Source organism: Salinicoccus cyprini, from assembly GCF_007713705.1.
GTDB classification, from domain to species: Bacteria; Bacillota; Bacilli; order Staphylococcales; family Salinicoccaceae; genus Salinicoccus; species Salinicoccus cyprini.
The window spans coordinates 96,630-120,653 of the sequence record NZ_VMSJ01000001.1; the positions used below are offsets into that span (position 1 = coordinate 96,630).

Here is a 24,024-nt window from a genome sequence, read left to right on the forward strand (position 1 = left end):
ATGCTGAAATTTACTATAAGAAGACTGCTGATCACATTTCCGCAGCTCGTCGTATTGAGTGTCCTTGTTTTCATAATGGGTTCCATGATGCCCGGAGATGCACTATCCGGGCTGATTGATCCAAACATACCTGCAGAAGCAATACAGGCAAGAAGAGAAGCACTTGGCCTGGACAACCCATGGTACATACAGTACAGGGATTGGATATTCGCAATGTTCCAAGGCGATTTCGGAACATCGATCTTCCACCAGCGTCCGGTCATGGATGTCATCGGCGATCGTCTGATGAACACAATCTGGCTGTCACTGTTCTCCACAGTACTGATCTACCTGCTCGGTCTGCCACTTGGTCTCATATCCGGTCGATATAACGATTCTCTGCTCGATAATGCCATCACCGGCTATACATACCTTGGTTTTGCAACGCCGCAGTTCATATTCGGTCTTGTCGTCCTATGGATATTCGGCTACAACCTTGGATGGTTCCCGACAGGCGGGTCCGTTGCACCGGGTGTGGCACCAGGAAGTCTGGACTATGTACTGAGTAAAATAAACCACCTTGTACTGCCAAGTTTTGCGATTGCGCTGATCGGACTGGTCGGTACTGTCCAGTACTTGAGAAGCGGCATCATCGAGACGAAGCAGAAGGATTTCATCATCCTTGCCCGTGCAAAAGGCGTTAAAGAATCCGCTGTATACAACAAGCACATTTTCAGAAACTCGATTCTTCCGATCGCAGCATTCTTCGGCTACGAAATCGTTGCACTGCTCGGAGGTTCCATCTTCATAGAAATGATCTACAGCTATCCGGGTATGGGCAGACTGTTCGTCGATTCCATATCCACACGTGACTTCAGCGTGGCCAACGTTCTGATCCTGCTCTATGGGTTCATGGCAATTGTAGGCGCCCTGCTGTCCGATATCATTCTGAGTATCGTTGATCCGAGGATCCGCATCAAATAAGGAGGAGCGTATAAAGTGAGCAATAGAAATGACTACAATCAGAATTCCGATAATGAACGTACAGAACGAACGCGTCTCCGTCAGCAGGAGCTGGATCGGCGCAATACGGAAAGTGATGACATGCCAAGGGATGGTGATCCTTTCGAAGCCAGGTCGAATGACGACCACACATATGAAAAAGGCGACATGGACATGAGCATCAAAGCGGACATACAGCATGGTGCTGCCGGCCACGGCGCCCTCGATTCGAAGAACCTGCCGAGAAGTACACCCGGCTGGAAGATCATCATCCAGGAAGTCATCGCCGATAAGCTGGCTTTATTTTCACTGATCATCTTCACTATCATTACCGCCTATGTTTTCGGTCTGACGATGTTTCTCGACAGGGAGCAGATTGTCATGGTCGACCTGTTCGCCATCAACCAGGCGCCCGATGAAACATTCAGGCTCGGTACCGACTATGGCGGTCGGGACATATTCGGTCAACTGATCATCGGAACGAGAAACTCGCTTGCAATCGGTATTCTCGTTACATTGATGAGTGTCGGTTTCGGCATCGTCTTCGGTGTGGTATCTGGCTACTTCGGTGGACAGATCGACAACATCATGATGCGTATCGTGGACTTTTTCATGGTTCTGCCATTCCTCATGATCGTCATCGTCTTCGTTACAATCACACCAACATACAACATCTACACATTTTCTTTGATAATGGCAGCGTTCCTCTGGACGGGTACCGCAAGGCTTGTCCGTTCACTCGCCATACAGGAACGTGAACTGGATTATATCAATGCTTCCAGAACACTCGGCAGTTCGCACGCCAAGATTGTATTTACACAGCTCATGCCGAACCTTGTCGGTATCATCATCGTCAATGGCACATTGTCGCTGGCGGCGAATATCGGTATAGAGTCGGGGCTGTCCTTCATCGGATTCGGTTTCCCGGAAGATACGCCGTCTCTCGGTACGCTGATGGCCTATGCGACCAACGCACAGACTCTGCAGCACAGGCCATGGATCTGGGTGCCGGCAGCAATCATGATACTTGTACTCATGCTGTGTGTCCGCAACATCGGCGAAGCGATGAGACGTGCAGGAGATGCCAGACAGCGACAGGCTTGATTTTCAGGGCCCCATATGAAATGGGGCTCTTATTATGAAATAAAAAGTAAGCGATTTTATTGAAATAACTAAATTTTAGGAATTATTAACAATTAAGTGTCATAATACAAATTTATTGAAAATTTTAAACAAAACAGCATTGATATTTCAGATAATTATGATAATATTATGCATAGATGAATAAATCACATATTTTTGACAAGTGATTTATTTACATATTATGGTACTAAGTTTCAGCCTTAAACTGAACTTGAGTATATATCAGTTTAAATTATCTAAATGAAGAGGGAGGAAGTATGATGGCGAAATTTTCGTGGTCGAAATTGATGTTCTTCACAATGCTCATCATGGTGCTTGCACTTGCTGCATGTGGTGGAGGATCATCAGAGGAAGAAACAACTGAAGAAGCTTCCGGCGATGCAAGCTCGGAAGAGACGACAGAAGAAAGCACTGAAGAAGAAACAGAAGAAGGGTCCAGCGAGGATTCAGCTTCTGGTGACGTATACAACTATGAAGACTTCGGTACGACAGTATCGAATGAAGGGGAACCTGCTGAAGGGGGTACATTGAATGTGGGCCTGACTTCAGATACACCGTTTGAAGGCACGCTGAACTTCAACTTCTATTCAGGAAATCCTGACTTTGAAGTCATCAGCCTGTTCGATGAGCCACTGTTCACGATGGATGAAGATTTCCAGTATACAAATGATGGTGCACTCCAGTATGAAGTAAACCAGGATGATAACACTGTCACTTTCACACTGCAGGAAGGCGTCACTTGGCACGATGGTGAACCACTGACAATCCAGGACTATGTCTATGCATACGAAGTGATCGGTGATCCCGAGTATCCGGGCGTACGTGGTGCGACTGACGGTTTCACTCTGATCGAAGGCTACAATGAATTCAAAGCAGGAGAAGCGGATTCCATCTCCGGTATCGAAGTAGTGGATGATCAGACAGCAGTATTTACCTACACGGAACTTGCACCATCCCTTACAGCAGGCGGGTTCTGGCCTTATGCACTGCCTGAGCACCACTATGAAGGGGTTGCAGTAGCTGAGATGCCTGAAGCACCACAGACACGTGAAAACCCTATCGGAATCGGACCTTATAAAGTAGATTCTGTTACACCAGGGGAAGCCGTTGTAATGTCCAAATTCGAAGACTACTGGAGAGGCGAACCGAATCTTGACGGTGTAACATTGAGCGTCGTTTCACCATCTTCTGTAGCGAATGCTATGGAAACTGGCGAAATCGACTTCGCAATCAACTTCCCGACTGACCAGTATCCGGATGTAGAGGGTATGGAAGGTGTGGAATGGCTGGCAAACATCGAGGGTGCCTACACTTATATCGGTTTCAAACTGGGTGAGTGGAATGAAGAGGAAGGCCGAGTAAACTACATGCCTGAAGAATCCAAAATGGGCGATCCGGAACTTCGTCGTGCAATGTGGCACGCAATGGATAACGAAGCTGTCGGCAACCGTTTCTATAATGGACTGCGCTGGAAAGCAACGACTCTGATCACACCTTACCATGCAAACTGGCACGATGACAGCGTTGAAGTGCCACAGTATGATCCTGAAGAAGCAAACCGTATTCTCGATGAAGCAGGATACGAAGATGTCGATGGGGACGGCTTCCGTGAAACACCAGAAGGCGAACCACTTGAAATCAACTTCGCTTCCATGTCCGGTGGCGATACAGCTGAACCACTTGCCAACTACTACATCCAATCCTGGAAAGAAGTCGGCCTGAACGTACAGCTTACCAACGGACGCCTGATCGAGTTCAACACATTCTACGATATGGTTGAAAATGACGATCCAGCAGTAGATATCTATCAAGGTGCATGGGGTGTTGGTTCCGACGTCGACCCTTACGGTCTCTACGGTCCGGATGTAACATTCAACTACCCACGCTATGCAACTGAAGAGAGCACTCAGCTGATGGAAAGAGGAAACTCTGCAGAAGCATTCGATCTCGAAACAAGACAGGAGATCTATAACGAATGGCAGGCACTCATGGTTGAAGAAATGCCTGTAATCCCGACACTCTACAGAGCATATGTTGTTCCTGTAAACGAAAGAGTTGTCAACTACAGCATCGATCTTGAGTACAACGAAGAAACGCTTCCTTACAACTGGGGCGTCACAGAAGTTCAGGAATAAGATGCACTGAAAGCATCCATGCCTATTGCATGGATGCTTTTTTTGTTGTATGAGTACGCCCGATGTGATAAATTAGTACCTAGTGATAATATGAGATTATAAGGTGTGATCAAATGAAAAGAGTCGGCGTATTGGGCTTGGGTACGTATGTACCGGAGAAAGTGTTCACCAATCATGATTTTGAAAAGATTCTTGACACTTCAGATGAATGGATTACAGAAATGACGGGAATCAAGGAACGCCGTTATGCAGAAGGAATGGAGACGAGCGACATGGCGTATGAAGCCGCCAGGGAAGCGATCGAAAATTCCGGAATAGATAAAGAGGAGATCGATCTGGTCATTGTGGCAACATCTACAGGCGACCACCAGTTTCCGACAGTCGCAACTGTACTGCAGCATAGACTGGGTTTGAGGCAGGTTCCATCAATGGATCAGCTGGCAGCCTGTACAGGCTTCATCTATGGTATGGTGACTGCCCAGCAGTTCATCCAGACGGGCACCTATAAGAAAGTGCTTGTTGTCGGAGCGGACAAACTGTCCAAAATCACCGATTTCTCCGATCGTTCAACAGCCGTCCTTTTCGGAGATGGCGCCGGTGCAGTCGTCATGGGTGAAGTGTCGGAAGGATACGGCATGCATTCATTTGAACTCGGCAGCAATGGCGCGGGGGGCCCCTACCTCTACGATGAAGCTGAAACAGGCAATATAAAGATGAATGGCCGCGAAGTCTACAAGTTTGCTGTCAGACAGATGGGCGAATCCAGTGTCAATGTGACTGAAAAGGCTGGATTGAGCAAAGATGATATAGATATGCTGGTGCCTCACCAGGCAAATATAAGGATTATGAATGCTGCACGTGAACGTATGGACCTCCCACAGGAAAGAATGAGTACCACTGTAGATAAATACGGGAATACTTCAGCGGCATCCATACCATTAAGTATCCATCACGAGATTAAAAATGGTAAAATAAAATCAGGAGACACTCTCGTTCTGGTCGGCTTTGGCGGCGGCCTGACATGGGGTGCGATCTGCCTGACATGGGGAGACAATAAGGAGGAGACTCATGGATAAGAGAAGAGTAGTAATTACGGGTATCGGTGCGTTGACACCAATCGGCAATTCCGCGCCCGAAACATGGGAGAATGCCCTTAAGGGAGTCAATGGCGTTGATAAGATTACTCGCATAGATAACAGCGAGTACAATGTCCATGTCGCAGGAGAACTCAAGAACTTCGACATCGAAAACTACATGGATAAGAAAGAAGCACGTCGCATGGACCGCTTCACGCAGTATGCGATGGTCGCTTCCGACGAAGCTGTTGCAGACAGCGGACTCGATATTACGGATGACAACCGTGAGCGTATCGGTGTATGGATCGGCTCAGGTATCGGTGGCATCCAGGCACTGGAAGATGGATTCAAAGTGCTCTACGAAAGAGGACCACGTCGTGTAAGTCCTTTCTTCGTACCGATGATGATACCGGATATGGCAAGCGGCCAGGTATCCATCAAGCATGGTCTTAAAGGTCCGAATGGTGCTACAGTAACGGCTTGTGCCACAGGTACAAACTCGATCGGTGAAGCATTCAAGTTCATCGAACGCGGTCAGGCGGACGCGATGGTCACTGGAGGTACGGAAGCACCGATCACCAGAATGGGTGTTGCAGGTTTCCAGGCCAATAAAGCACTGACGACTTCGGATGATCCAAACAAGGCCTCCCGCCCATATGACAAGAACAGAGATGGATTTGTCATCGGAGAAGGTGCAGGTATTGTAGTGCTCGAAGAACTCGAACACGCAAAGGCCCGCGGTGCAAAAATCTATGGGGAAGTTGTCGGCTATGGTACGACAGGCGACGCCCACCATATTACAGCACCTGCAGAAGAAGGAGAAGGCGGCGCACGTGCAATGCTCGAGGCAATGAAGGATGCAGGCATAAAGCCTGAAGAAATCGGCTACGTCAACGGACATGGAACAAGTACACCGTACAATGACATGTTCGAAACAATGGCCATCCGCAACGTCTTCAAAGACCATGCCTACAAGCTGCTCGTCAACTCCACCAAATCAATGACAGGACACCTGCTCGGCGGTACCGGCGGCATGGAAGCCATCATTACAGCACTCAGCCTGAGAGATGGTAAAGTTCACCCGACAATCAATCTGGAAACACCAGACCCTGACTGCGATTTGAACTACGTCACAGAAGGTGCAGTAGAAGCAGACTTGAAGTATGCCATCTCAAACAGCTTCGGCTTCGGCGGACACAACGCCAGCCTGGTATTCAAAAAGTATGATGAATAGATAGATGATGAAACCTATCTTGCCCAGTGTGGGGAAGACAGGTCAGATTGAAGACAAACCCCGTTTTGACACGGCGTTTGTCTTCTTTTTATATATTCTGATGGATCTCGGATCGTGGACGCCGCCATGGCAAGTTAACGGACCAACTCACCGTCGTGGGCGCTATCATGGCGAGTTAGAGCGCCAATTCACCATCGTGGACGCTACCATGGCGAGTTAACGGGTTAATTCACCATCGTGGGGTCTACCATGGCGAGTTAGAGGGCCAATTCACCGTCGTAGGTGCTACCATGGCAAGTTAGAGGGCTAATCTCATTCCCACTGGCACATCCCCAACAAACTTGATGAAGCAAGAACAAAAATCCGCTTCTTCTCCCTCTTCACGTAGTAGCCGGTAATAAAAAAAGACGGATCAGAGCACTGATCCGTCTATCATCCATATCGTCTATCTGCGTTTTCTGCCGAGCCCCATGGCGCGTTCCATCTTTTCCACCATTTTGTCTGCTTTTCTGGAGGCTTTTTCAGCGCCCTGGTCCAGAATGTCATCGAGTTCTCCACTTTCCAGATAGTGGTCCACTTTATTCTGGAAGTCGATCAGGAATGATTCGACGACTTCGCCAAGTTCGGCTTTGAAAACACCGTAATTGCTGTCTTCATACTGTTTCTCAAGGTCTGCAATGCTCTTTTCGGTCAAAGCGGCATAGATGGTCAGAAGGTTGGATATGCCTGGCTTCTCTTCCTTGTCGTATTTCACTTCGCTGCTCGAATCTGTCACTGCGCTGCGTATTTTCTTGGCCGCAGCTTTCGGATCATCGAGTAGAGAGATGAAACCTTTCTGGTTATCATCGCTTTTCGACATCTTCTTCGTCGGATCGTTCAGACTCATGATGCGTCCGCCGACTTCCGGATGCTTGACTTCGGGAACAGTCAATATATCATTGTATCTGGAATTGAAGCGTTCTGCCATATTGCGTGTCAGTTCGAGGTGCTGCCCCTGATCTTCACCGACAGGTACAACGTCTGTCCCGTAGATCAGAATGTCCGCCGCCATCAGGGATGGATATGTCAGAAGGCCGACACTGATGCCATCACGCTGGTTCTGTTTGCGTGCCTTGTCCTTGAACTGCGTCATGCGCTCAAGTTCGCCGATATAGCTGATGCACTGCATCATCCATGCGGCCTTGGCGTGGGCCGCCACTTCACTCTGGACGAAGAGGGTGATCTTTTCTGGATCGAGGCCGGAAGCCAGGTAGATGGCTGCGAGTTTCCGTGTGTTCTCCCTCAGTTTCAGTCTGTCCTGTGGGACGGTTATCGCATGCTGGTCGACGATGCAGAAGTATGCATCGTATTCATCCTGCATCTCTGCAAACTGCTTGTAGGCGCCGATGTAGTTTCCTATTGTAGGTATGCCGCTTGGCTGAACGCCTGAAAATAATGTTTTCATCTCGTAATCACCTTTATGTTAGTCATTATTTATATGATAATAAAATTTCGGCCACCTTGCAATACAGGAGGTATCGGAGTGGTGACATAAATTTGGCATAATTTTTCTAAAAATTTGCGTGATTATTACATGATTCTCATTTAGTTTTAATCTTTACCCTGTATACTACAGAGTGTAAATAAGGTTTATACCGAAATTTATCAAGTTTCACGAAAAATCATGTCAATTCAGATTAGAAAACAGTCAAAACGGGTATAAACTAATATTACAAATCTTTTTGAAATTGGAGTGTGAGTTGTATGGTAACACTTTTTACTTCTCCAAGCTGCACATCATGCCGCAAAGCGAAAGCATGGTTACATGAACACGAAATTCCTTATACTGAAAGAAATATATTCTCTGAACCACTTGGACTCGATGAAGTGAAAGCGATTCTTAGAATGACTGAGGATGGCACGGATGAAATTATTTCTACAAGATCAAAGACTTTCCAGAAGCTCAATGTAGATATCGACAGCATGCCGATGCAGGAACTCTATACATTGATCATGGAGAATCCTGGTCTACTCAGAAGACCGATCATCATGGACGAAAAACGTCTGCAGGTAGGATACAACGAAGATGAGATTCGTCGTTTTCTTCCGCGCACAGTAAGAACATTCCACTTGAACGAAGCGAAGCGTCTCGCTGAGCTGTAGGTGCTGTTCTTCCCGACAAACAACAATATACTTACAACCAGGATGCCCGCGGATTACTTGAAATCCACGGGTATTTTGGCGTATAATGACATGACAATTCTAAAAGTGGTTTTAGCATTTCGGAATAAGGTATAATATAGATAAGAATCATACTTGAGGGAGAGGAGTGAGAAGTATGAAGATTGAAAGAATTGATGAGTCGACAATCAAGTTTTTCATCACCTACCAGGACATCGAGAAACGTGGGTTTGATAAAGAAGATCTATGGATGAACCGCAAACGTGGAGAAGAGTTCTTCTGGTCCATCATGGATGAAGTGAACCACGAGCAGGAAGAAGATTTTTCAATGGAAGGACCGCTATGGATTCAGGTGCATGCCTATGATAAAGGTATCGAAGTGGTCGTTTCCAAATCCCAGGATGATAAACCATTCTCAACGGAGCAGACGCCTATGGATATAAATAATAATGATGTTGAACAGTTCCTCGAAAATATCGCCGCAGACTCGGAAGAAGTGACACCAATCACAAAAGAACCTGTCATGGTCAAATTCGATGAGTTCGAAGACCTTATCAAGTATACGCACGAGGTGGAAGTTGACGAAACCGTCTACGAAGACCTTCTTATTGCACATAAAGGCAGCTACTACTATCAGATTTTCTTCGACTATCGTATGGATTTCATGGATATGGAACGCATTGAAGCAAAACTTCTCGAATACAGTTCTCCCGCCGAACTATCCAGCATGGTGGTGGAGGAGTACGGTAAAGTCATCATGAGTATGAACGTAAGAAGCAAAGTAAGAAAGTTTTTTAAAGAAAATTAATTTACTTGTATAGAAAATAAATCAAAAGCCTCCTTTTCTACCATATATAGAAGAGGAGGTTTTTTCTATGTTCATCGCACATGATAAAAATGGTACCAGAATCACAGCGAAGGAGGCACAAAAAGGCACGTACTACTTCTGTCCGGTGTGCGGTTCGCCTGTCACCTTCAAATCCGGCAGCGTCAAGACACCGCATTTCTCGCATCACCGCATCATGGACTGTGTCCGTTATCTTTACAAGAAGGAGTCGCTTGCGCATCTGGATGCAAAACATACGCTCTATCTGGCACTGAACCGCCATCCTGTCGCAATGGAGTACTACCTGAAGGAAATCGAGCAGATTCCGGATCTGCTGATCGATCGCACTCGTGCGCTTGAAATCCAGTATTCAACCATTTCACCGGAGCTCATCGTTGAACGGTCACGGGGCTATCACTCCCTCGGCATGGAGGTCATCTGGCTGCTGGATGAAGCGGCACTGCGCATCAACGCGGGCTGCATCATACCGACGCACTTTCAGCTGTCGACCGTCTTCAATGCGTCACTCTTCAGCTACTCCAACAAGCATGGACGTCTGAAGAGATGGACACTTCTGCATCATAGAGGGGGCAGCCGCTACACATACACCGCTGAAGTCCTTGCTCCTGACGCACTCGCCGGTCCGCTTCCGGCTGCACCCGTTGCACCAATCAGACTGGATCAGGACGACATCAGACGCATGATCCGCCATGCACGCCGGCAGAAGAGCCGTTTGAACCCGACGCTCACTTTTCTGTATCAGCTGGGGCTCGATCCGGAGAATCTGCCGGCACATCTCTGCCATAGTGTCGAAGCAGAGCGATGGATCATGAATCCGCCATTGGAATGGAAGCTCTATATCATGCATGCGCTCGATAAGGGGACATTCGACTGGAACCAGTTCAGCCGCTTCATCCGGCTGCGTACCACACAGCAGGTGCCGGACAGGCAGACAGTACTCAGAAGTTTGATTGATGCCTATAAATCGTTATATATTTCACAATAAGTTTCGATACTTGAAATTTATCGGAAATATTGAGAAAATTATATTATCTTGAAAGTGGAGGGAAAGTCATGGCAAAAGTCATTACACGTGAAGAACAGGAAGAGAAATATACATGGAATCTTGAAACAATCTTCGAATCGGATGAAGCATTCGAAGAAAAGTATAAAGAATTGGAAGGGCGTCTCGGTGAAGAGGCACAGTTCCAGGGCAGAATCGATTCGTCGGCAGTGCTCGCTGAAGCGCTGGAAACGGAACGTGCCATCAGTGATGAAATCGGCAAGCTGTTCGTCTATGCCCACCTCAAGCACGACCAGGATACTTCGAATGATACATACAGTGCGCTCGAGTCGAAAGCCCGCACGCTGGTTGTAAAGTTCAATACTGCATGGAGCTTCCTCGTACCGGAAATCATGAAGATCGATCAGGACACGCTTGAGGAGTGGCGCCAGGATGACCGCCTTTCCGAATTCTCCTTCGATCTTGAGAAGCTCAACAGAAAGCGCGCCCACGTGCTCAGTGACAAGGAGGAGAAGCTGCTCGCACAGGCGGGTGAAGTCATGTCGAGCCCGACATCGACATTCGGCATGTTCAACAATGCAGACCTCGAATTCCCGGATGCAGTGGATTCAGAAGGCAACGCGCATGCGCTGACGCAGGGCACGTACATCGACCTGCTCAAGTCAGGCGACCGCACACTCAGGCAGTCGGCATATGAGAATCTGTACAGCACGTATGGTGCCTTCAGGAATACACTCAGCCAGACGCTGCAGGGTGTCGTCAGCACGCACGTCTTCCAGGCGCAGGCACGCGGCTATGATTCCGCAAGGCATCAGGCGCTGTCCAACAACTTCATTCCGGAAGCAGTATACGACAACCTCGTGAAGACGGTGAACGACCATCTGCACCTCATGCACCGCTATACGGAACTGCGCAGGAAGCAGCTCGGTCTTGACAAGCTCAGGATGTATGATGTCTATACACCAATGATCAAAGACGTCGAATTCGAAATGACCTACGAGGAGGCGAAGGACTGGATGCTCAAGTCCCTCGAGCCGATGGGGGACACGTATCTCAACATCATCAAGGAAGGGCTCGAAAACCGCTGGGTGGACGTCTACGAAAATAAAGGCAAGAGAAACGGCGCATATTCCTCCGGCACATACGGCACAAATCCGTTCATCCTGATGAACTGGCAGGATAACGTCAACAATCTGTTCACGCTGACCCACGAGTTCGGGCACAGTGTACACAGCTACTACAGCAGGCAGAACCAGCCATCCAATGCGTCCGGCTATTCCATTTTCGTCGCCGAGGTCGCCAGCAATTTCAACGAAGCACTGCTTGCCGACTACATGTTCAGAAATCTCGAAGATACGAAGAAGAAGCTCTACCTGCTGAATGAGCAGCTGGAAGGGTTCAGAGGCTCCGTCTTCAGACAGACGATGTTTGCAGAATTCGAGCATAAGATCCATTCCATGAAGGAAGCGGGCGAACCGCTGACTGCCGGCAGCCTGAATGTGGTATACGGGGAACTGAACCGCAAGTACTTCGGTGACGCGGTGGAATATGATGAATTCATCGATGTGGAATGGGCGAGGATCCCGCACTTCTACATGAACTACTACGTATACCAGTATTCCACCGGCTACGCAGCAGCTGCGAGTCTGTCGAAGCAGGTGCTTGAAGGGGACAGCGCAGTGGCGGAACGCTATATCAACGAATTCCTCAAAAAAGGGTCGTCCGACTATCCGATCAACGTACTGAAAAATGCCGGCGTCGATATGACGACAAGCGAACCGATAGAAAATGCAATGAAAGTATTCGAGTCGCAACTCGACCAGTTCGAAGCACTACTGGCAGAACTTTAGAGAATGCATTGGCCTCCCATTGGATTTTTATTCATTGGGAGGAATTTTCTGATAACATGCCGGAAGGATCATGTCCATATTTTATATACAAGTTTACAAGTGGATGCGTTTTCATTATGACAGTCTTGTGAAGACGTGTTCAAAATGTTGTCTGGGCACTATTTTACGTGGTATATTTTAGACATGAAATTTTTATCACTAAAACATACCCCTTTGTTTAAAAAGTGAAAAATTTCTCCCATCCCCTTTGTTTGAGCAGCACACTATAGAAGGTGTGCTGCTTTTTTATTTATTCAGGATAAGAGTATATATATGCGGCACGGTGGATCATTGCGATCACCGTGCCTTTTTCTGTTTCCATTGGGATGGGACATACATATAAAAATAGACATCAGCTCGGCTGATGTCTCCTGCGTCTCTATTTATATTATAAAAATACTATCTTCCCAGTACAGATGTACCGCCTCGTACCTGGTAGTACATGCCATCTTCTGTTTCAAATTCTTCGACCAGCCGCTGCAGGCGCAGCTTTTTCAGTTCGTTGAGCAGCAGGCCGGTCCGCCATTCGAAGACTGTCTTCAGCTCATGGAAGCTGACCACTTCATAGGACTCGATATAGTCGTGGATACTTGGCAGAGGATGCTTCTCTATCTCCTTGTCGATGAGCTCATTGATGATATAGGTATAGATATGATAGGGATATACGCCTTCCACCTTGACCCCTTCTGATTCGATGTCTCCGGAGAAGAAGATCATGGCAGGCAATGCCTCGACATCCATCTCACGGTACACCATGAGATCACGTTTAAGCAGGCTGCGGACCTCTTCCGAGTGGGCATCGATCATGAAGGCGTGGACATCCAGACCTGCGAGCCTGGCGCTCTCCTCCATATGCTGTATGGTGCATATGTTCTTTGTCGGCACAATCCGGTTCAGGACATAGCGTATGAATGCACGTGCCTTATTGCGTCCCTGTATTTCTGCAGCCTTATAGGCAAGCGCGATATTGTCGATATCCGAGGTGGACTGGGCCTGGCATTTAGTCAGCACCTGCAGAGAAGGCGCCAGTATCTTCTTTATTGTGACGTGACCCCGATACTCGAGCTGCAGCTTGTTGATGATTGGTTCAAGCGCAAGGCAATCCGCCGAGAACGGGTCGAAGAAGTAGAAGATTTCAATATGATGGGATGTCGGTTCGAGTACGAGTGACTGTGTTCCAGTTCTGTTCATGTCCTCACCCTGCTTAATCTATTGAATTCACCATATGGTTCGCTGTCAGTGTATACCGTGCCATGATGAATGTTTTCAATTCTTCTTCAAGACCCACTTCATCCATTGCCTTCGCCATGTTCTCAAGCCATGCATCGCGTGCTTCCGGTGTAATGCGGAAGGGCACATGGCGGGCTTTCAGCATCGGATGTCCATACTGTTCGTTATAGAGATTGGGTCCGCCGAGGAACTGGGTCTGGAACAGCTTCTGCTTATATGCTGTCTCAGTCAGATCATCGGGAAAAAGATGGTTGATGCGCGCATCTTCCGACACGTGGCCATAGAAGATATCAATCATGCGATGCAACTTTTCCTCTCCGATATCCTTATAGGGTATTGGCATAGTTATCACCTGAGCGGATGCTTTCAAGTTTATTGTAGAAGCGTTCAACTTTCGTTGTTTCCTTGCGGCGTTCTATGCTGTATTGTTCGAGCAGATCCATGAATCGCGTCTCGCCTTTATCGTACTGGTCCACTTCATACTCCAGTTCGAAGTCTTCAGTGTCGAGAAAATTATTCTTATCCAGTACGAGCAGCCCCTCCCTATAAGGGACTTCCCGACGTTCTGTCGACAGAGCACCATAGATCTTGAGCTGTGTTGTATCTATATTGAAGCGTTCGAGTTCACCCAGAATCAGTTCCGGCACTTCGTCCGTACGGATATTACGGTCGAAGTTCAGATCATTTTCGACTTCGCCATGATATTCCATGACACCTTTTTCCGTCGGTTCCTTGAGCGTCATGATCTGCTTGCCGCCTGTATCCCTGATTCTGAGCAGAAGGCGATGGTGTTTTAAATCAAGATCCGGGGTATCTATATAGAAGTTCGTCTGCACGATGGGCTGTGTTTTGGTGAACAGTGCACTGTGCAGACGTCCATATTCTTCCCCTGTCAATAAGTTCTTAAATTCTATCTCCAGTTCTTTCATCAGATCCACTCCTTAATCATTATTATCTATAATTTGAAATGCAGTGTAAAGTAAACAGTTTATGACGTTATCAAATGGTGGATACTATGGTAAAATAAATGGCGCAAGGAGTGAAAATAATGGATATTTATGTAACAGAGATAAAATATGAAGACGAAGCATTGAAATGCTATGCAGATGAAGAGACAGAAGGTCTCCAGGCCGCATCACGCATGATCGTCGATTCCGATAACATGGCGTTCATCTACCTCCTGGATGATGGTGAGCAGTTCAGAAGGGTGCATTTCGTGAAGGAGACATGGTCCATGCTGCGCACACACCACAGCGCTGAGGTCATACTGAATACGGATGTGATCCTGACTGATTTCTGGGATGAGCTGGACTATCTCGTCGACAACATCTACGGCAACAACAATTATGGGGAAGCATTTGAAATTGCAGTCAAGGAAGAGTTCACACATTAGAACGGATTTAGACTGGAGTGTAAGCGATGGAACAATGGGAGAAGTTTCTTGCACCTTACAAGCAAGCTGTTGAGGAGCTTAAGGTGAAGCTGAAGGGCATGCGCCAGGATTATCAGCTCAACCGTCAGTCCTCTCCGGTGGAATTCGTAACAGCAAGAGTAAAGCCGGTACAGAGCATCATCGAGAAGGCCAGTGCACGCAACATTCCCTACGATCGTCTGCAGGAGGGGATGTATGATATTGCAGGCGTCAGGATCATGTGCCAGTTTGTCGATGATATCGAAGTGATCTGTGCACAGATCCGCAACCGTACCGATATGCGGGTGGTTGAAGAGCGGGACTATGTCGCCAATACGAAGGAGAGCGGCTACCGGTCGTATCACCTGATTGTGGAATACCCGGTCGAACGGCTCTCCGGAACCGTCAGTATTCTGGCGGAGATACAGATCCGCACATTGGCGATGAATTTCTGGGCAACGATTGAACATACACTGAACTATAAGTACAGCGGGGAATACCCGCCGGAAATAAAGAAACGTCTGCAGAATGCAGCAGAAGCGGCATACCTTCTCGATCAGGAGATGTCGGAGATCCGTGAGGAGATCCAGGATGCCCAGAAGTACTACACGAAAAAGCGCAATATGCGCTAGCATGATGGATATGGATTCCAGAGAGGAGTGGCGGCATGAAATTTTTCATCGTTTCCAAAGGAGACACCAAATCGAATGCCTTGAAGGATAAGATGATGAACTATATGGTGGATATGGGCATGACATCGGATCAGACGGCGCCGGACATCGTCATATCGGTCGGCGGCGATGGCACGCTGCTCCAGGCCTTCCACCGCTATCAGCATCTTCTGGATCATACGGCCTTTGTCGGCGTACATACAGGGCATCTCGGGTTCTATGCAGACTGGCTGCCTCAGGAAGTGGAACGCCTGATCATCGCCATACAGAATGATGAGTTCCAGGTCATCGAATATCCGCTGCTCGAGACGATCATCCGCTATGAGACGGAAGGCACGGAAACCCGCTACCTGGCGCTTAATGAAGCGACACTTCGGACCGACAACGGTACAACCCTTGTCATGGATGTGGATATAAGAAACCAGCATTTCGAACGGTTCAGGGGAGATGGCCTGTGTATTTCCACGCCATCCGGCTCGACCGCCTACAATAAGGCACTCGGTGGTGCGCTGATCCATCCATCCATCGAAGCCATACAGATTACGGAGATCGCCTCCATCAACAATAGGGTGTTCCGTACAGTCGGCTCACCGCTCGTACTGCCGAAGCATCATACATGCCAGGTACTGCCGGTGAACAGCGAAGTCTATCAGATGACAATCGATCATATAAACCTCGTGCACAAGGGCGTCAAATCGATCCAGTTCAGAGTCGCAGATGAAAAGATGAGATTTGCCCGCTTCAGACCATTTCCATTCTGGAAAAGAGTGCACGACTCCTTTATTTCCTAGAGTTCAAAGCACTGTTGAAGTGCTTTTTTAATTTTTCATATAATATGTAATCCAAGAATATACGTAGGTGGTGGCATCATGGCTGAAATAGAAGAAAAAACGGAAATTGAGCTTGAGTACGAATCGCTGCTCGTCCATTTGAGGGAAGCACATATCGATACATTCCGGGACGTATTCTTCGATCTGCACAATTATGAGCAGAGTGAATTCTATCTTGAACTGGAAGAAGCAGACCGGCAGAGAATGTATCACTATCTCAGTCCGGAGGAAGTGGCCGGGTTCTTTGACAGCCTCGAGCTCGATCCGGAGGAATATGAGACACTGTTCGATGCCATGGATGCGCGCTATGCAGCGGAGATGCTCGGGGCCATGCAGTACGATAATGCCGTCGATATACTGAGTGAAGTTTCAAAAGAGAAGCTCACCTCGTTCCTGACCCTGATGGAACGCTCGGACGCGCAGGAGATACGCAAGCTCATGAACTATGAAGAGGACACCGCCGGTGGTATCATGACCACCGAATTCGTCAGCGTCACCTCGCTGATGACGGTGCGGGAGGCCATGCGCCATCTGAAGCGGATGGCACCGAATTCCGAAACCATCTACTACGTCTTTGTTGTGGATACCGATCGCAAGCTTGCAGGCATCCTTTCCTTGAGGGAACTGATCATTGCAGATGATGATGCCTACATCGGGGATATCATGGTCGAGCGTGTCGTCTCCGTCCTTGTGTCCGAGGACCAGGAGGAAGTTGCCCGGATCATGCGTGACTACGACTTTCTGGCAATGCCGGTTGTCGACTACCAGGACCACCTGCTCGGCATCATCACAGCGGATGACATCATGGACGTCATCGATGAAGAGGCGAGCGAGGACTATTCCAGACTTGCCGGTATGACGGAGATCGAGCCGACTTCCGATTCTTCATTTTCAACGGCGAAGAAGCGGCTGCCATGGCTCGTCGGACTGACGTTCATGGGCATGATCACAGCAGCGATGCTGACCACTTTCGAGGATACGCTCGCCCAGGTGGCTGTACTCGCCGCCTTCATCCCGATCATCGGGGGCATGGCCGGCAACAGCGGCACCCAGTCGCTCGCTGTCGCCGTGCGCGGTATCGCGACAGGAGAAATAAAAGATACGAGCAAGATGAAGCTGGCACTGCGTGAGACGGGATCCGGCATCATTACGGGACTCGTATGCGGTCTCATTCTTTTCGGCATCATCAGTCTCTTGTACCAGTCGCCGATTCTTGGTATTATCGTCGGAGTAAGTCTGCTGATTGCCATGACGCTGGCGACACTGCTCGGAACACTCGTACCGCTCGTGATGAGCCGTCTGAACATCGACCCGGCAGTAGCCAGCGGACCGTTCATTACAACGGCGAATGACATCATCAGTCTACTGGTGTATTTCTCACTCGCGAATGCATTCATGTCTTACTTGCTATAAGGAGAAAATAATGGAACATGGACCATCTGTAGTATCATTGGCAATTGTCGTCCTTGCAGCACTGCTGACGCCAATACTGATCAATAGACTAAGAGTAAGCTTTTTGCCAGTGGTGGTTGCAGAGATCATAGTCGGGGTCATCATCGGAAGATCATTCCTTGATATCGTCGATGCCAGCGACCCTTGGCTGAATATACTGTCCACGCTGGGTTTTATATTTCTGATGTTTCTCAGTGGTCTGGAAATTGATTTCGATGCATTTACGCAGAAATCCTCCGGCCAGAAGAAATCGAAAGTGCTGAAACGCCCGCTGCCGAATACTCTGATGCTCACAGTCGGTATATTCCTGGGCATTCTCGCACTGAGCTTCCTGTTCGCCTTAATGATGCAGAGCTTTGGTGTGTTTGATGACATCTTCCTGCTCGTCATCATCATTTCGACGATATCCCTCGGTGTCGTTGTGCCGACATTGAAGGAAGCAAACCTGATCACCACCCAGATGGGGCAGATCATTCTGCTGGTTGCCGTCATTGCGGACTTGGCAACGATGATCATGCTGGCATTCTATTCCCAGCTCTATGCGGATTCGAGCCAGCCGATCTGGCTGATGGCGATCCTGATCGGATTCGCCATACTGTTCTACTTCCTCGGACGGGTCATGCACCAGTCCCAGCTCATCAGACAGCTCAATAACGGGACGATGCAGATCGGCATCCGCGGCGTCTTTGCGCTGATCATCATGCTGGTTGCACTGGCTGAAGGTGTTGGAGCCGAGAACATACTCGGTGCCTTCATTGCAGGCTGTATCGTCAGCCTGCTGAAACCGGACCAGGATACGGTGCACAAGCTGGACTCATTCGGCTACGGGTTCTTCATCCCCATCTTCTTCATCATGGTGGGCGTCGACCTCGATCTGCCATCGCTGTTCTCGGACAGCCGCGTCTTCATCCTGATACCGGTACTGCTTGCCGCGTTCCTCTTGAGCAAGCTTATACCGGTGGCCATACTGCTGCGGTATTTCGACGTGAAGCGGGTCACCGCTGCCGGCTTCCTGCTGACATCGACGCTGTCGCTCATCATCGCAGCTGCGGTCATTGCGGAGGAGATCGGCATGATCACAAGTGCCGAGAGCGGCATGTTCATACTGAGTGCCGTCGTCGCGTGCATCATTACGCCGGTCGTCTTCAAGCAGCTCTATCCGAAAGGGGAAAATGAAGAGCGCTCGATCAACGTGACGATCATCGGCAACAACCAGCTGACTGTCCCGGTGGCGCATAGCATCGCCGGTGGCCTGTACCATGTGAAACTCGTCTTCCATAAGAACTATACAGATTCGAGGGAAAAGAGTACTGAAAACTTGAGCTTCAATGAAATCGCGGAGTACTCGGAGGAATGCCTTGATGGCATCGATGCCTTCGATGCCGATATCGTCGTCCTCGGGGCGAATGATTCCGATATCAACTGGCGTGTCGCCCAGATGGCCGAGAAGCACGGTGTCGAGCGGATCATCTACCGTGTCGATGATCCGGCTCAGGAAAATGCGGTCAAAGAACGCGGATTCGAGCTGTTCTCCACGATGCTCAGTTCAAAAACACTGCTGCGTGGGCTCATCGAGTCTCCGAATATGATGCAGCTCCTGTCGGATGAAGAGACATCCATCTACGAAATACAGATGAACAACTACCGCTATGACGATATGATGCTCAGAGACTTCCCATTCACCGGAGACATCATCTTCCTGCGTATTCTGCGTGGCCAGGAATCGCTTGTGCCGCACGGGGATACACAGCTGTTCGTCGACGACCGGATCTTCATGACCGGTTCAAGGGAGTATGTCGAGGAACTGAAGCGTGAGCTCGAACTCTACTGATCGATGGCGTGTGTCCCGTCTGGGGACACACGCTTTTTCAATATATGAATGTCCGGCGGAAATATCTTTTTTGTTGCATTTCAATTTGAAAAAATGTAGATTAGGAGTAGGTACTAATAACAAATTATAATTGTCAGTGCACATTGGGGCACGCAATGAGTTGAAAAGGGAGTATATACTTATGAATCTCGAAGGTAAAACTTTTGTCATCATGGGTGTTGCCAACAAGCGCAGTATCGCTTGGGGCGCAGCACGCGCACTCGATCAGCTGGGTGCAAAACTGGTGTTTACGATTCTGAACGAGCGTTTCAGACGTGAGCTGGATAAACTCCTCGGAGAACTTGAGGGCAACCACGATATCATCGTCGAATGCGATGTGACGAATGATGCGCAGGTTGAAGCTTCATTCAAGGAAATCGGTGAAAAGACAGGCGGCATCGATGGCGTGCTGCATGCAATTGCATTCGCCGGCAAGGATGAACTACAGGGTGGCTATAGCGAAACAACGAGAGAAGGCTTCAAGAATGCCCTCGATATCAGTGCATACTCACTGGCGGTTGTTTCAAGGCATGCCAAGACGATCATGAATGAAGGCGGCAGCATCGTGACAATGACCTACCTCGGCGGCGAGCGCGCAATGCCGAACTACAACGTCATGGGTGTCGCGAAAGCAGCACTTGAATCCAGCGTACGCTATCTGGCACTGGACCTCGGCGCGTCCGGCATCCGTGTCAACGCAGTATCTGCCGGTCCGATCCGTACACTCAGCTCTTCAGCAGTCGGCGATTTCAAGTCGATCCTGAAGGAAATCGAAGAGCGTGCGCCATTAAAGCGCAACGTCGACCAGCTTGAAGTGGGCAACACGGTTGCCTTCCTGCTGAGCGGCTTCTCAAGCGGCATCACAGGTGAAGTGCTCCACGTCGATTCCGGCTACCACATCATGGCCTAGATATCAGAATGCAAAGTCCGAATGCGGGCTTTGCATTTTTTTGTCTGAAAATGGACATGAAAGAACCCGTACACGTCTGCTTGACGGTACAGGTTCATATATGGATATGGTCTAGCCTTCGCCGAGCCGGTATGTTTCGTAGACTTGCCACACACCGTTCTCCAGCTGATAGAGCAGGCTGATCTTATCCAGCGTCTCCTTGTGCTGGATGCCGATCATGCTCAAGTGCCCGAAAATATCTTCGTATTCCTGGGTCGTCTGTCCCTGGGCGATGGTCAGGTGCGGCACGAACGGGTGTTTATTCTCACCGTAGAAGTCACCTTTGTTCAATGCATCATGGAGTGACTCGAGTGACTCATTCTTTTCCACTTTGAAATAGATGACGAGAGAGTTCGGTGAGAAGCTGGAGACTTTCTTGATTTCGATCTCGGTCGGCTGCTGCTGTTTCGCAACTTCGCTCAAGTATTTTGCAATCTCTTCCTTCTCCGACTCGTCTGCTTCAAAACCCTCTTTGATCGTAATATGTGGGGGAATGAGAGCATAATGTGTATCGTATCTTTTTCTGTATTGATTTACTTTGTCTTGCAGTTCTTTGGACGGAAACATTGCTACTCCGAACTTCATCGTGATTCCTCCCTATCGATTATATTCTCAATTATAGCAAATTTCTTACTAGTTAGCATAGTAGTCACCCGAGAAAATGTTTCAGTGCAGGTTCGAGCTCAGGTTTCCATGACTTCCATACGTGTCCGCCTTCAAGCTCGCGGTACGTATATTCGAGCGGTTCAGATGATAGATAGTCGTTCAGTTTGCGGTTTGGTGTCAGGAAATCGGCCTGTTCCTTGGAGATGGTGATGAAATCATCCTCTTCAAGCCCGATTGTGTGATAGAGGTCGAGGTGCATCAGTGACATCTGCGACTGGAAGCGCCCGATGAACGCATCATCGACGAATGGGCTGAAAGCCAGCGCCTGTGAGAATGTCGCCGGATAGGTGGCTGCGACTGAAAAGGCGAAGCTGCCAGCCAGCGAATCTCCCATCAGTGTACGTGATGTGCCGACTTTGAGCGTCGGGAATGTGGCATCAATCCAGCTGATCAGCTCCCTCGCCACAAAGGTCACGAAATCATCATGGCGGTCCCCATTCGGGCTGAAGTAGTCATTGCGCCATTCTACACTTGGATAGGGTACGCCGACGATGATGGCACGTTCGATCTCTTCATTTTTCCTAAGCTTCTCATACGCCCTTTCTATCTGGCCATATCTGAAGAAATCCTGCGAGTCGAACGTAATGATCACCTCGTGCTTGTATAGGTCTGAAAAGTTCTTCGGCAGATAATACTGGATTTCATAAGTCTCTCCGAGTGTTTCCGATTCGAAATCGATAGTGTGGATCTTTCCTGGTTCCATTTCCATAAAATAACCCCCTTATGGCTAGTTTACCAATAAGGGGGCATCTTCGAAACATTAATTCATTGTATATCAGCGGTCGAGCTTTCTGACATCTGGATTGTATTCCTTCTCTTCTTTGAGACGCTGTGGATAGTCATGATGCCAGAAATCCGCTTCCTTGACTGTCGACGCGTCCGGTGAATAGATTGCGTACTTGCCGGAACCTTTCTCCTTCTTCTGGCGCTCGAAATCCCTGAGGGCTGCGAGTGCCGGCTTCTGCAGGATCAGTATGGCGATGACGTTCAGCCACGCCATCAGCCCGACCCCGAGGTCACCCATATCCCATGCCAGCCCGGCAGAGCTGACTGTGCCGTAGAACACGGAGGCAACCAGAAGGACACCAAGCAGGATCTTCAGAATAGGCCAGCGGCCGTGTGTCAGATAGACAAGGTTCGTCTCTGCAATATAGTAGTAGGCGAGTATTGTCGTATAGCAGAAGAACAGCAGTGCAAACGAGATGAAGTAGGAACCGAAGCCGACAAAGTTGATGTCGAATGTCTCCTGTCCGCTGAATGCTTTATCAAGACCTGCCTGGGTATAGGCGACTGTACCGCCGTAGTTCTCCTCACCATCCGGTGATACCTGGTGGACACCGCTGTCGACGATAAGGCCGTCATTGCCGTCCGACACGTTGTACATGCCGGTCATCAGAATCATCAGTGCTGTGGCTGTACATACGAACAGCGTATCGACATAGACCGAGAACGCCTGGACGAGTCCCTGCTTTGCAGGGTGGGATACTTCTGCAGCACCGGCTGCGTGCGGTCCTGTACCTTGACCGGCTTCGTTCGAGTAGATGCCGCGCTGGACACCGATTGCGATCATGGCACCGACGATGCCGCCGAACTGCTGCTCAAGACCGAATGCACTGCGGAAGATGAGCCCGAACATTGCAGGCACTTCCTGTATATTTATGAGGACGACGATGATTGCGACCGCGATATAGACGAGCGCCATGAACGGCACGACCGCTGAGGCAACGTTTGCGATGGAACGGATTCCCCCGAAGATGACAAGGCCGACGAGTACGACAAGCGCGATACCGATGACCCAGTGCTCTACCGGGAAAGAATTGGTCATTGATCCAGCAATGGAATTGGACTGGATGCCTGGAAGCAGGAATCCGGTCGCAAGAATCGTGACAAGTGCGAAGACGATGGCATATGCTTTGCCTATACCGCCGCCGATTCCTTTTTCTATGTAGTAGGCTGGACCACCACGGTACTGCTTATCTTCATTCTGCTTATAGATCTGTGCAAGTGTCGACTCGATGAAGGCGCTGCCTGCACCGAGGAAGGCGATCAGCCACATCCAGAAGATGGCGCCCGGTCCGCCGATGAAGATGGCGGTCGCAACACCGACGATGTTACCTGTACCGACACGGCCGGACAGTGATACGGCAAGTGCCTGGAAACTCGAGATGCCGACTGGTGATTTTTCCCCCTGGAACATCAGGCGGATCATTTCCTTGAAGTGTCTGATCTGGAAGAAGCGCATTCTCAGACTGAAATAAAGTCCGACGGCGAGCAGGCCGTACACGAGAGGCGAACTCCACACCAGTCCATTCAGAAAGTCTACAATTGATTGCATAGTTATTTTCCCCTTTTCCCCTTTGTATTGAAGATTCTGACAATATTTATGATACTGTTAGTTCACGCATTTGTCCATATATATTTAATGCGCCATGTATTTTTATGATACACTGTATACACCTTTTAAAAATGTCAATGGA

Annotated in this window: 22 protein-coding genes; 15 read left to right on the top strand and 7 right to left on the bottom strand. The window is 48.8% G+C overall.

Features of this window, described 5'->3' with window-relative positions; genetic code table 11:
* The 5 genes from opp4B to fabF all read left to right on the top strand — a co-directional run bounded on the left by opp4B (position 1) and on the right by fabF (position 6,569).
* Positions 1 to 963: an oligopeptide ABC transporter permease gene (opp4B, locus tag FO441_RS00500; protein WP_145284230.1), complete on the top strand. Its 963-nt coding sequence runs from the start codon at positions 1 to 3 to the stop codon at positions 961 to 963.
* Positions 964 to 978: 15 nt separating this feature from the next.
* Positions 979 to 2,085, top strand: a complete 1,107-nt coding sequence (locus FO441_RS00505; protein ID WP_237605429.1) for an ABC transporter permease — start codon at positions 979 to 981, stop codon at positions 2,083 to 2,085.
* Positions 2,086 to 2,384: 299 nt separating this feature from the next.
* Positions 2,385 to 4,259, top strand: coding sequence for an oligopeptide ABC transporter substrate-binding protein (locus FO441_RS00510; RefSeq protein ID WP_145284233.1), 1,875 nt, complete (start codon positions 2,385 to 2,387; stop codon positions 4,257 to 4,259).
* A 113-nt stretch (positions 4,260 to 4,372) separates the two neighbouring features.
* The gene (locus tag FO441_RS00515) at positions 4,373 to 5,335 is read left to right on the top strand and encodes a beta-ketoacyl-ACP synthase III (protein WP_145284236.1); all 963 of its coding nucleotides are present in this window, start codon (positions 4,373 to 4,375) and stop codon (positions 5,333 to 5,335) included.
* Positions 5,328 to 6,569: a beta-ketoacyl-ACP synthase II gene (gene fabF, locus FO441_RS00520; protein WP_145284239.1), complete on the top strand. Its 1,242-nt coding sequence runs from the start codon at positions 5,328 to 5,330 to the stop codon at positions 6,567 to 6,569. The genes FO441_RS00515 and fabF overlap by 8 nt, the downstream gene beginning before the upstream one ends.
* 445 nt (positions 6,570 to 7,014) lie before the next feature.
* Here fabF and trpS read toward each other — a convergent pair whose 3' ends face one another.
* Positions 7,015 to 8,013, bottom strand: coding sequence for a tryptophan--tRNA ligase (trpS, locus tag FO441_RS00525; protein ID WP_145284242.1), 999 nt, complete (start codon positions 8,011 to 8,013; stop codon positions 7,015 to 7,017).
* 299 nt (positions 8,014 to 8,312) lie between these two features.
* Between trpS and spxA the strand changes: the two genes are divergently transcribed.
* The 4 genes from spxA (at position 8,313) to pepF (ending at position 12,429) form a co-directional block, all read left to right on the top strand.
* Positions 8,313 to 8,711 carry a transcriptional regulator SpxA gene (spxA, locus tag FO441_RS00530; protein ID WP_145284245.1) on the top strand — a complete coding sequence of 133 codons (399 nt, stop codon included), beginning with the start codon at positions 8,313 to 8,315 and terminating at the stop codon, positions 8,709 to 8,711.
* A 175-nt stretch (positions 8,712 to 8,886) separates the two neighbouring features.
* Positions 8,887 to 9,537, top strand: a complete 651-nt coding sequence (locus FO441_RS00535) for an adaptor protein MecA (RefSeq protein WP_145284248.1) — start codon at positions 8,887 to 8,889, stop codon at positions 9,535 to 9,537.
* 67 nt (positions 9,538 to 9,604) lie between these two features.
* Positions 9,605 to 10,561: a competence protein CoiA gene (locus FO441_RS00540; protein WP_145284250.1), complete on the top strand. Its 957-nt coding sequence runs from the start codon at positions 9,605 to 9,607 to the stop codon at positions 10,559 to 10,561.
* Positions 10,562 to 10,629: 68 nt separating this feature from the next.
* A complete protein-coding gene (gene pepF, locus FO441_RS00545) occupies positions 10,630 to 12,429 on the top strand; it encodes an oligoendopeptidase F (protein WP_145284253.1) in 1,800 nt (599 codons plus the stop codon).
* 438 nt (positions 12,430 to 12,867) lie between these two features.
* Here pepF and FO441_RS00550 read toward each other — a convergent pair whose 3' ends face one another.
* From FO441_RS00550 to FO441_RS00560, 3 genes are read right to left on the bottom strand one after another with little or no spacing between them, the layout of a single operon-like run.
* A complete protein-coding gene (locus tag FO441_RS00550; RefSeq protein WP_145284256.1) occupies positions 12,868 to 13,659 on the bottom strand; it encodes a DsbA family protein in 792 nt (263 codons plus the stop codon).
* A 13-nt stretch (positions 13,660 to 13,672) separates the two neighbouring features.
* Entirely contained in the window at positions 13,673 to 14,041 is a 369-nt protein-coding gene (locus FO441_RS00555) for a globin domain-containing protein (protein ID WP_145284259.1), read from the bottom strand.
* The gene (locus tag FO441_RS00560) at positions 14,025 to 14,627 is read right to left on the bottom strand and encodes a CYTH domain-containing protein (protein WP_145284262.1); all 603 of its coding nucleotides are present in this window, start codon (positions 14,625 to 14,627) and stop codon (positions 14,025 to 14,027) included. The genes FO441_RS00555 and FO441_RS00560 overlap by 17 nt, the downstream gene beginning before the upstream one ends.
* 119 nt (positions 14,628 to 14,746) lie before the next feature.
* Here FO441_RS00560 and FO441_RS00565 point away from each other — a divergent pair, with 119 nt between their 5' ends.
* The 6 genes from FO441_RS00565 to fabI all read left to right on the top strand — a co-directional run bounded on the left by FO441_RS00565 (position 14,747) and on the right by fabI (position 20,842).
* Positions 14,747 to 15,091, top strand: coding sequence for a UPF0738 family protein (locus FO441_RS00565; RefSeq protein WP_145284265.1), 345 nt, complete (start codon positions 14,747 to 14,749; stop codon positions 15,089 to 15,091).
* 26 nt (positions 15,092 to 15,117) lie between these two features.
* Complete coding sequence (gene yjbM / locus FO441_RS00570; protein ID WP_145284267.1) at positions 15,118 to 15,741, top strand: GTP diphosphokinase; 624 nt, start codon at positions 15,118 to 15,120, stop codon at positions 15,739 to 15,741.
* Between the two features lie 35 nt (positions 15,742 to 15,776).
* Complete coding sequence (locus tag FO441_RS00575) at positions 15,777 to 16,571, top strand: NAD kinase (RefSeq protein ID WP_145284270.1); 795 nt, start codon at positions 15,777 to 15,779, stop codon at positions 16,569 to 16,571.
* 78 nt (positions 16,572 to 16,649) lie between these two features.
* Entirely contained in the window at positions 16,650 to 18,023 is a 1,374-nt protein-coding gene (gene mgtE / locus FO441_RS00580; protein WP_145284273.1) for a magnesium transporter, read from the top strand.
* 10 nt (positions 18,024 to 18,033) lie between these two features.
* Positions 18,034 to 19,893: a cation:proton antiporter family protein gene (locus tag FO441_RS00585; protein ID WP_145284276.1), complete on the top strand. Its 1,860-nt coding sequence runs from the start codon at positions 18,034 to 18,036 to the stop codon at positions 19,891 to 19,893.
* A gap of 181 nt (positions 19,894 to 20,074) precedes the next feature.
* Positions 20,075 to 20,842 (top strand): enoyl-ACP reductase FabI, encoded by a 768-nt coding sequence (fabI, locus tag FO441_RS00590; protein WP_145284279.1) that lies wholly within the window; start codon positions 20,075 to 20,077, stop codon positions 20,840 to 20,842.
* Between the two features lie 111 nt (positions 20,843 to 20,953).
* On the opposite strand, the gene FO441_RS00595 is transcribed toward fabI, so the two are convergent.
* The 3 genes from FO441_RS00595 to FO441_RS00605 all read right to left on the bottom strand — a co-directional run bounded on the left by FO441_RS00595 (position 20,954) and on the right by FO441_RS00605 (position 23,882).
* Complete coding sequence (locus tag FO441_RS00595) at positions 20,954 to 21,466, bottom strand: YjcG family protein (RefSeq protein ID WP_145284282.1); 513 nt, start codon at positions 21,464 to 21,466, stop codon at positions 20,954 to 20,956.
* Positions 21,467 to 21,530: 64 nt separating this feature from the next.
* Entirely contained in the window at positions 21,531 to 22,256 is a 726-nt protein-coding gene (locus FO441_RS00600; protein ID WP_145284284.1) for an alpha/beta hydrolase, read from the bottom strand.
* A 66-nt stretch (positions 22,257 to 22,322) separates the two neighbouring features.
* Positions 22,323 to 23,882, bottom strand: coding sequence for an alanine/glycine:cation symporter family protein (locus tag FO441_RS00605; RefSeq protein WP_145284287.1), 1,560 nt, complete (start codon positions 23,880 to 23,882; stop codon positions 22,323 to 22,325).
* Positions 23,883 to 24,024 lie beyond the last annotated feature (142 nt).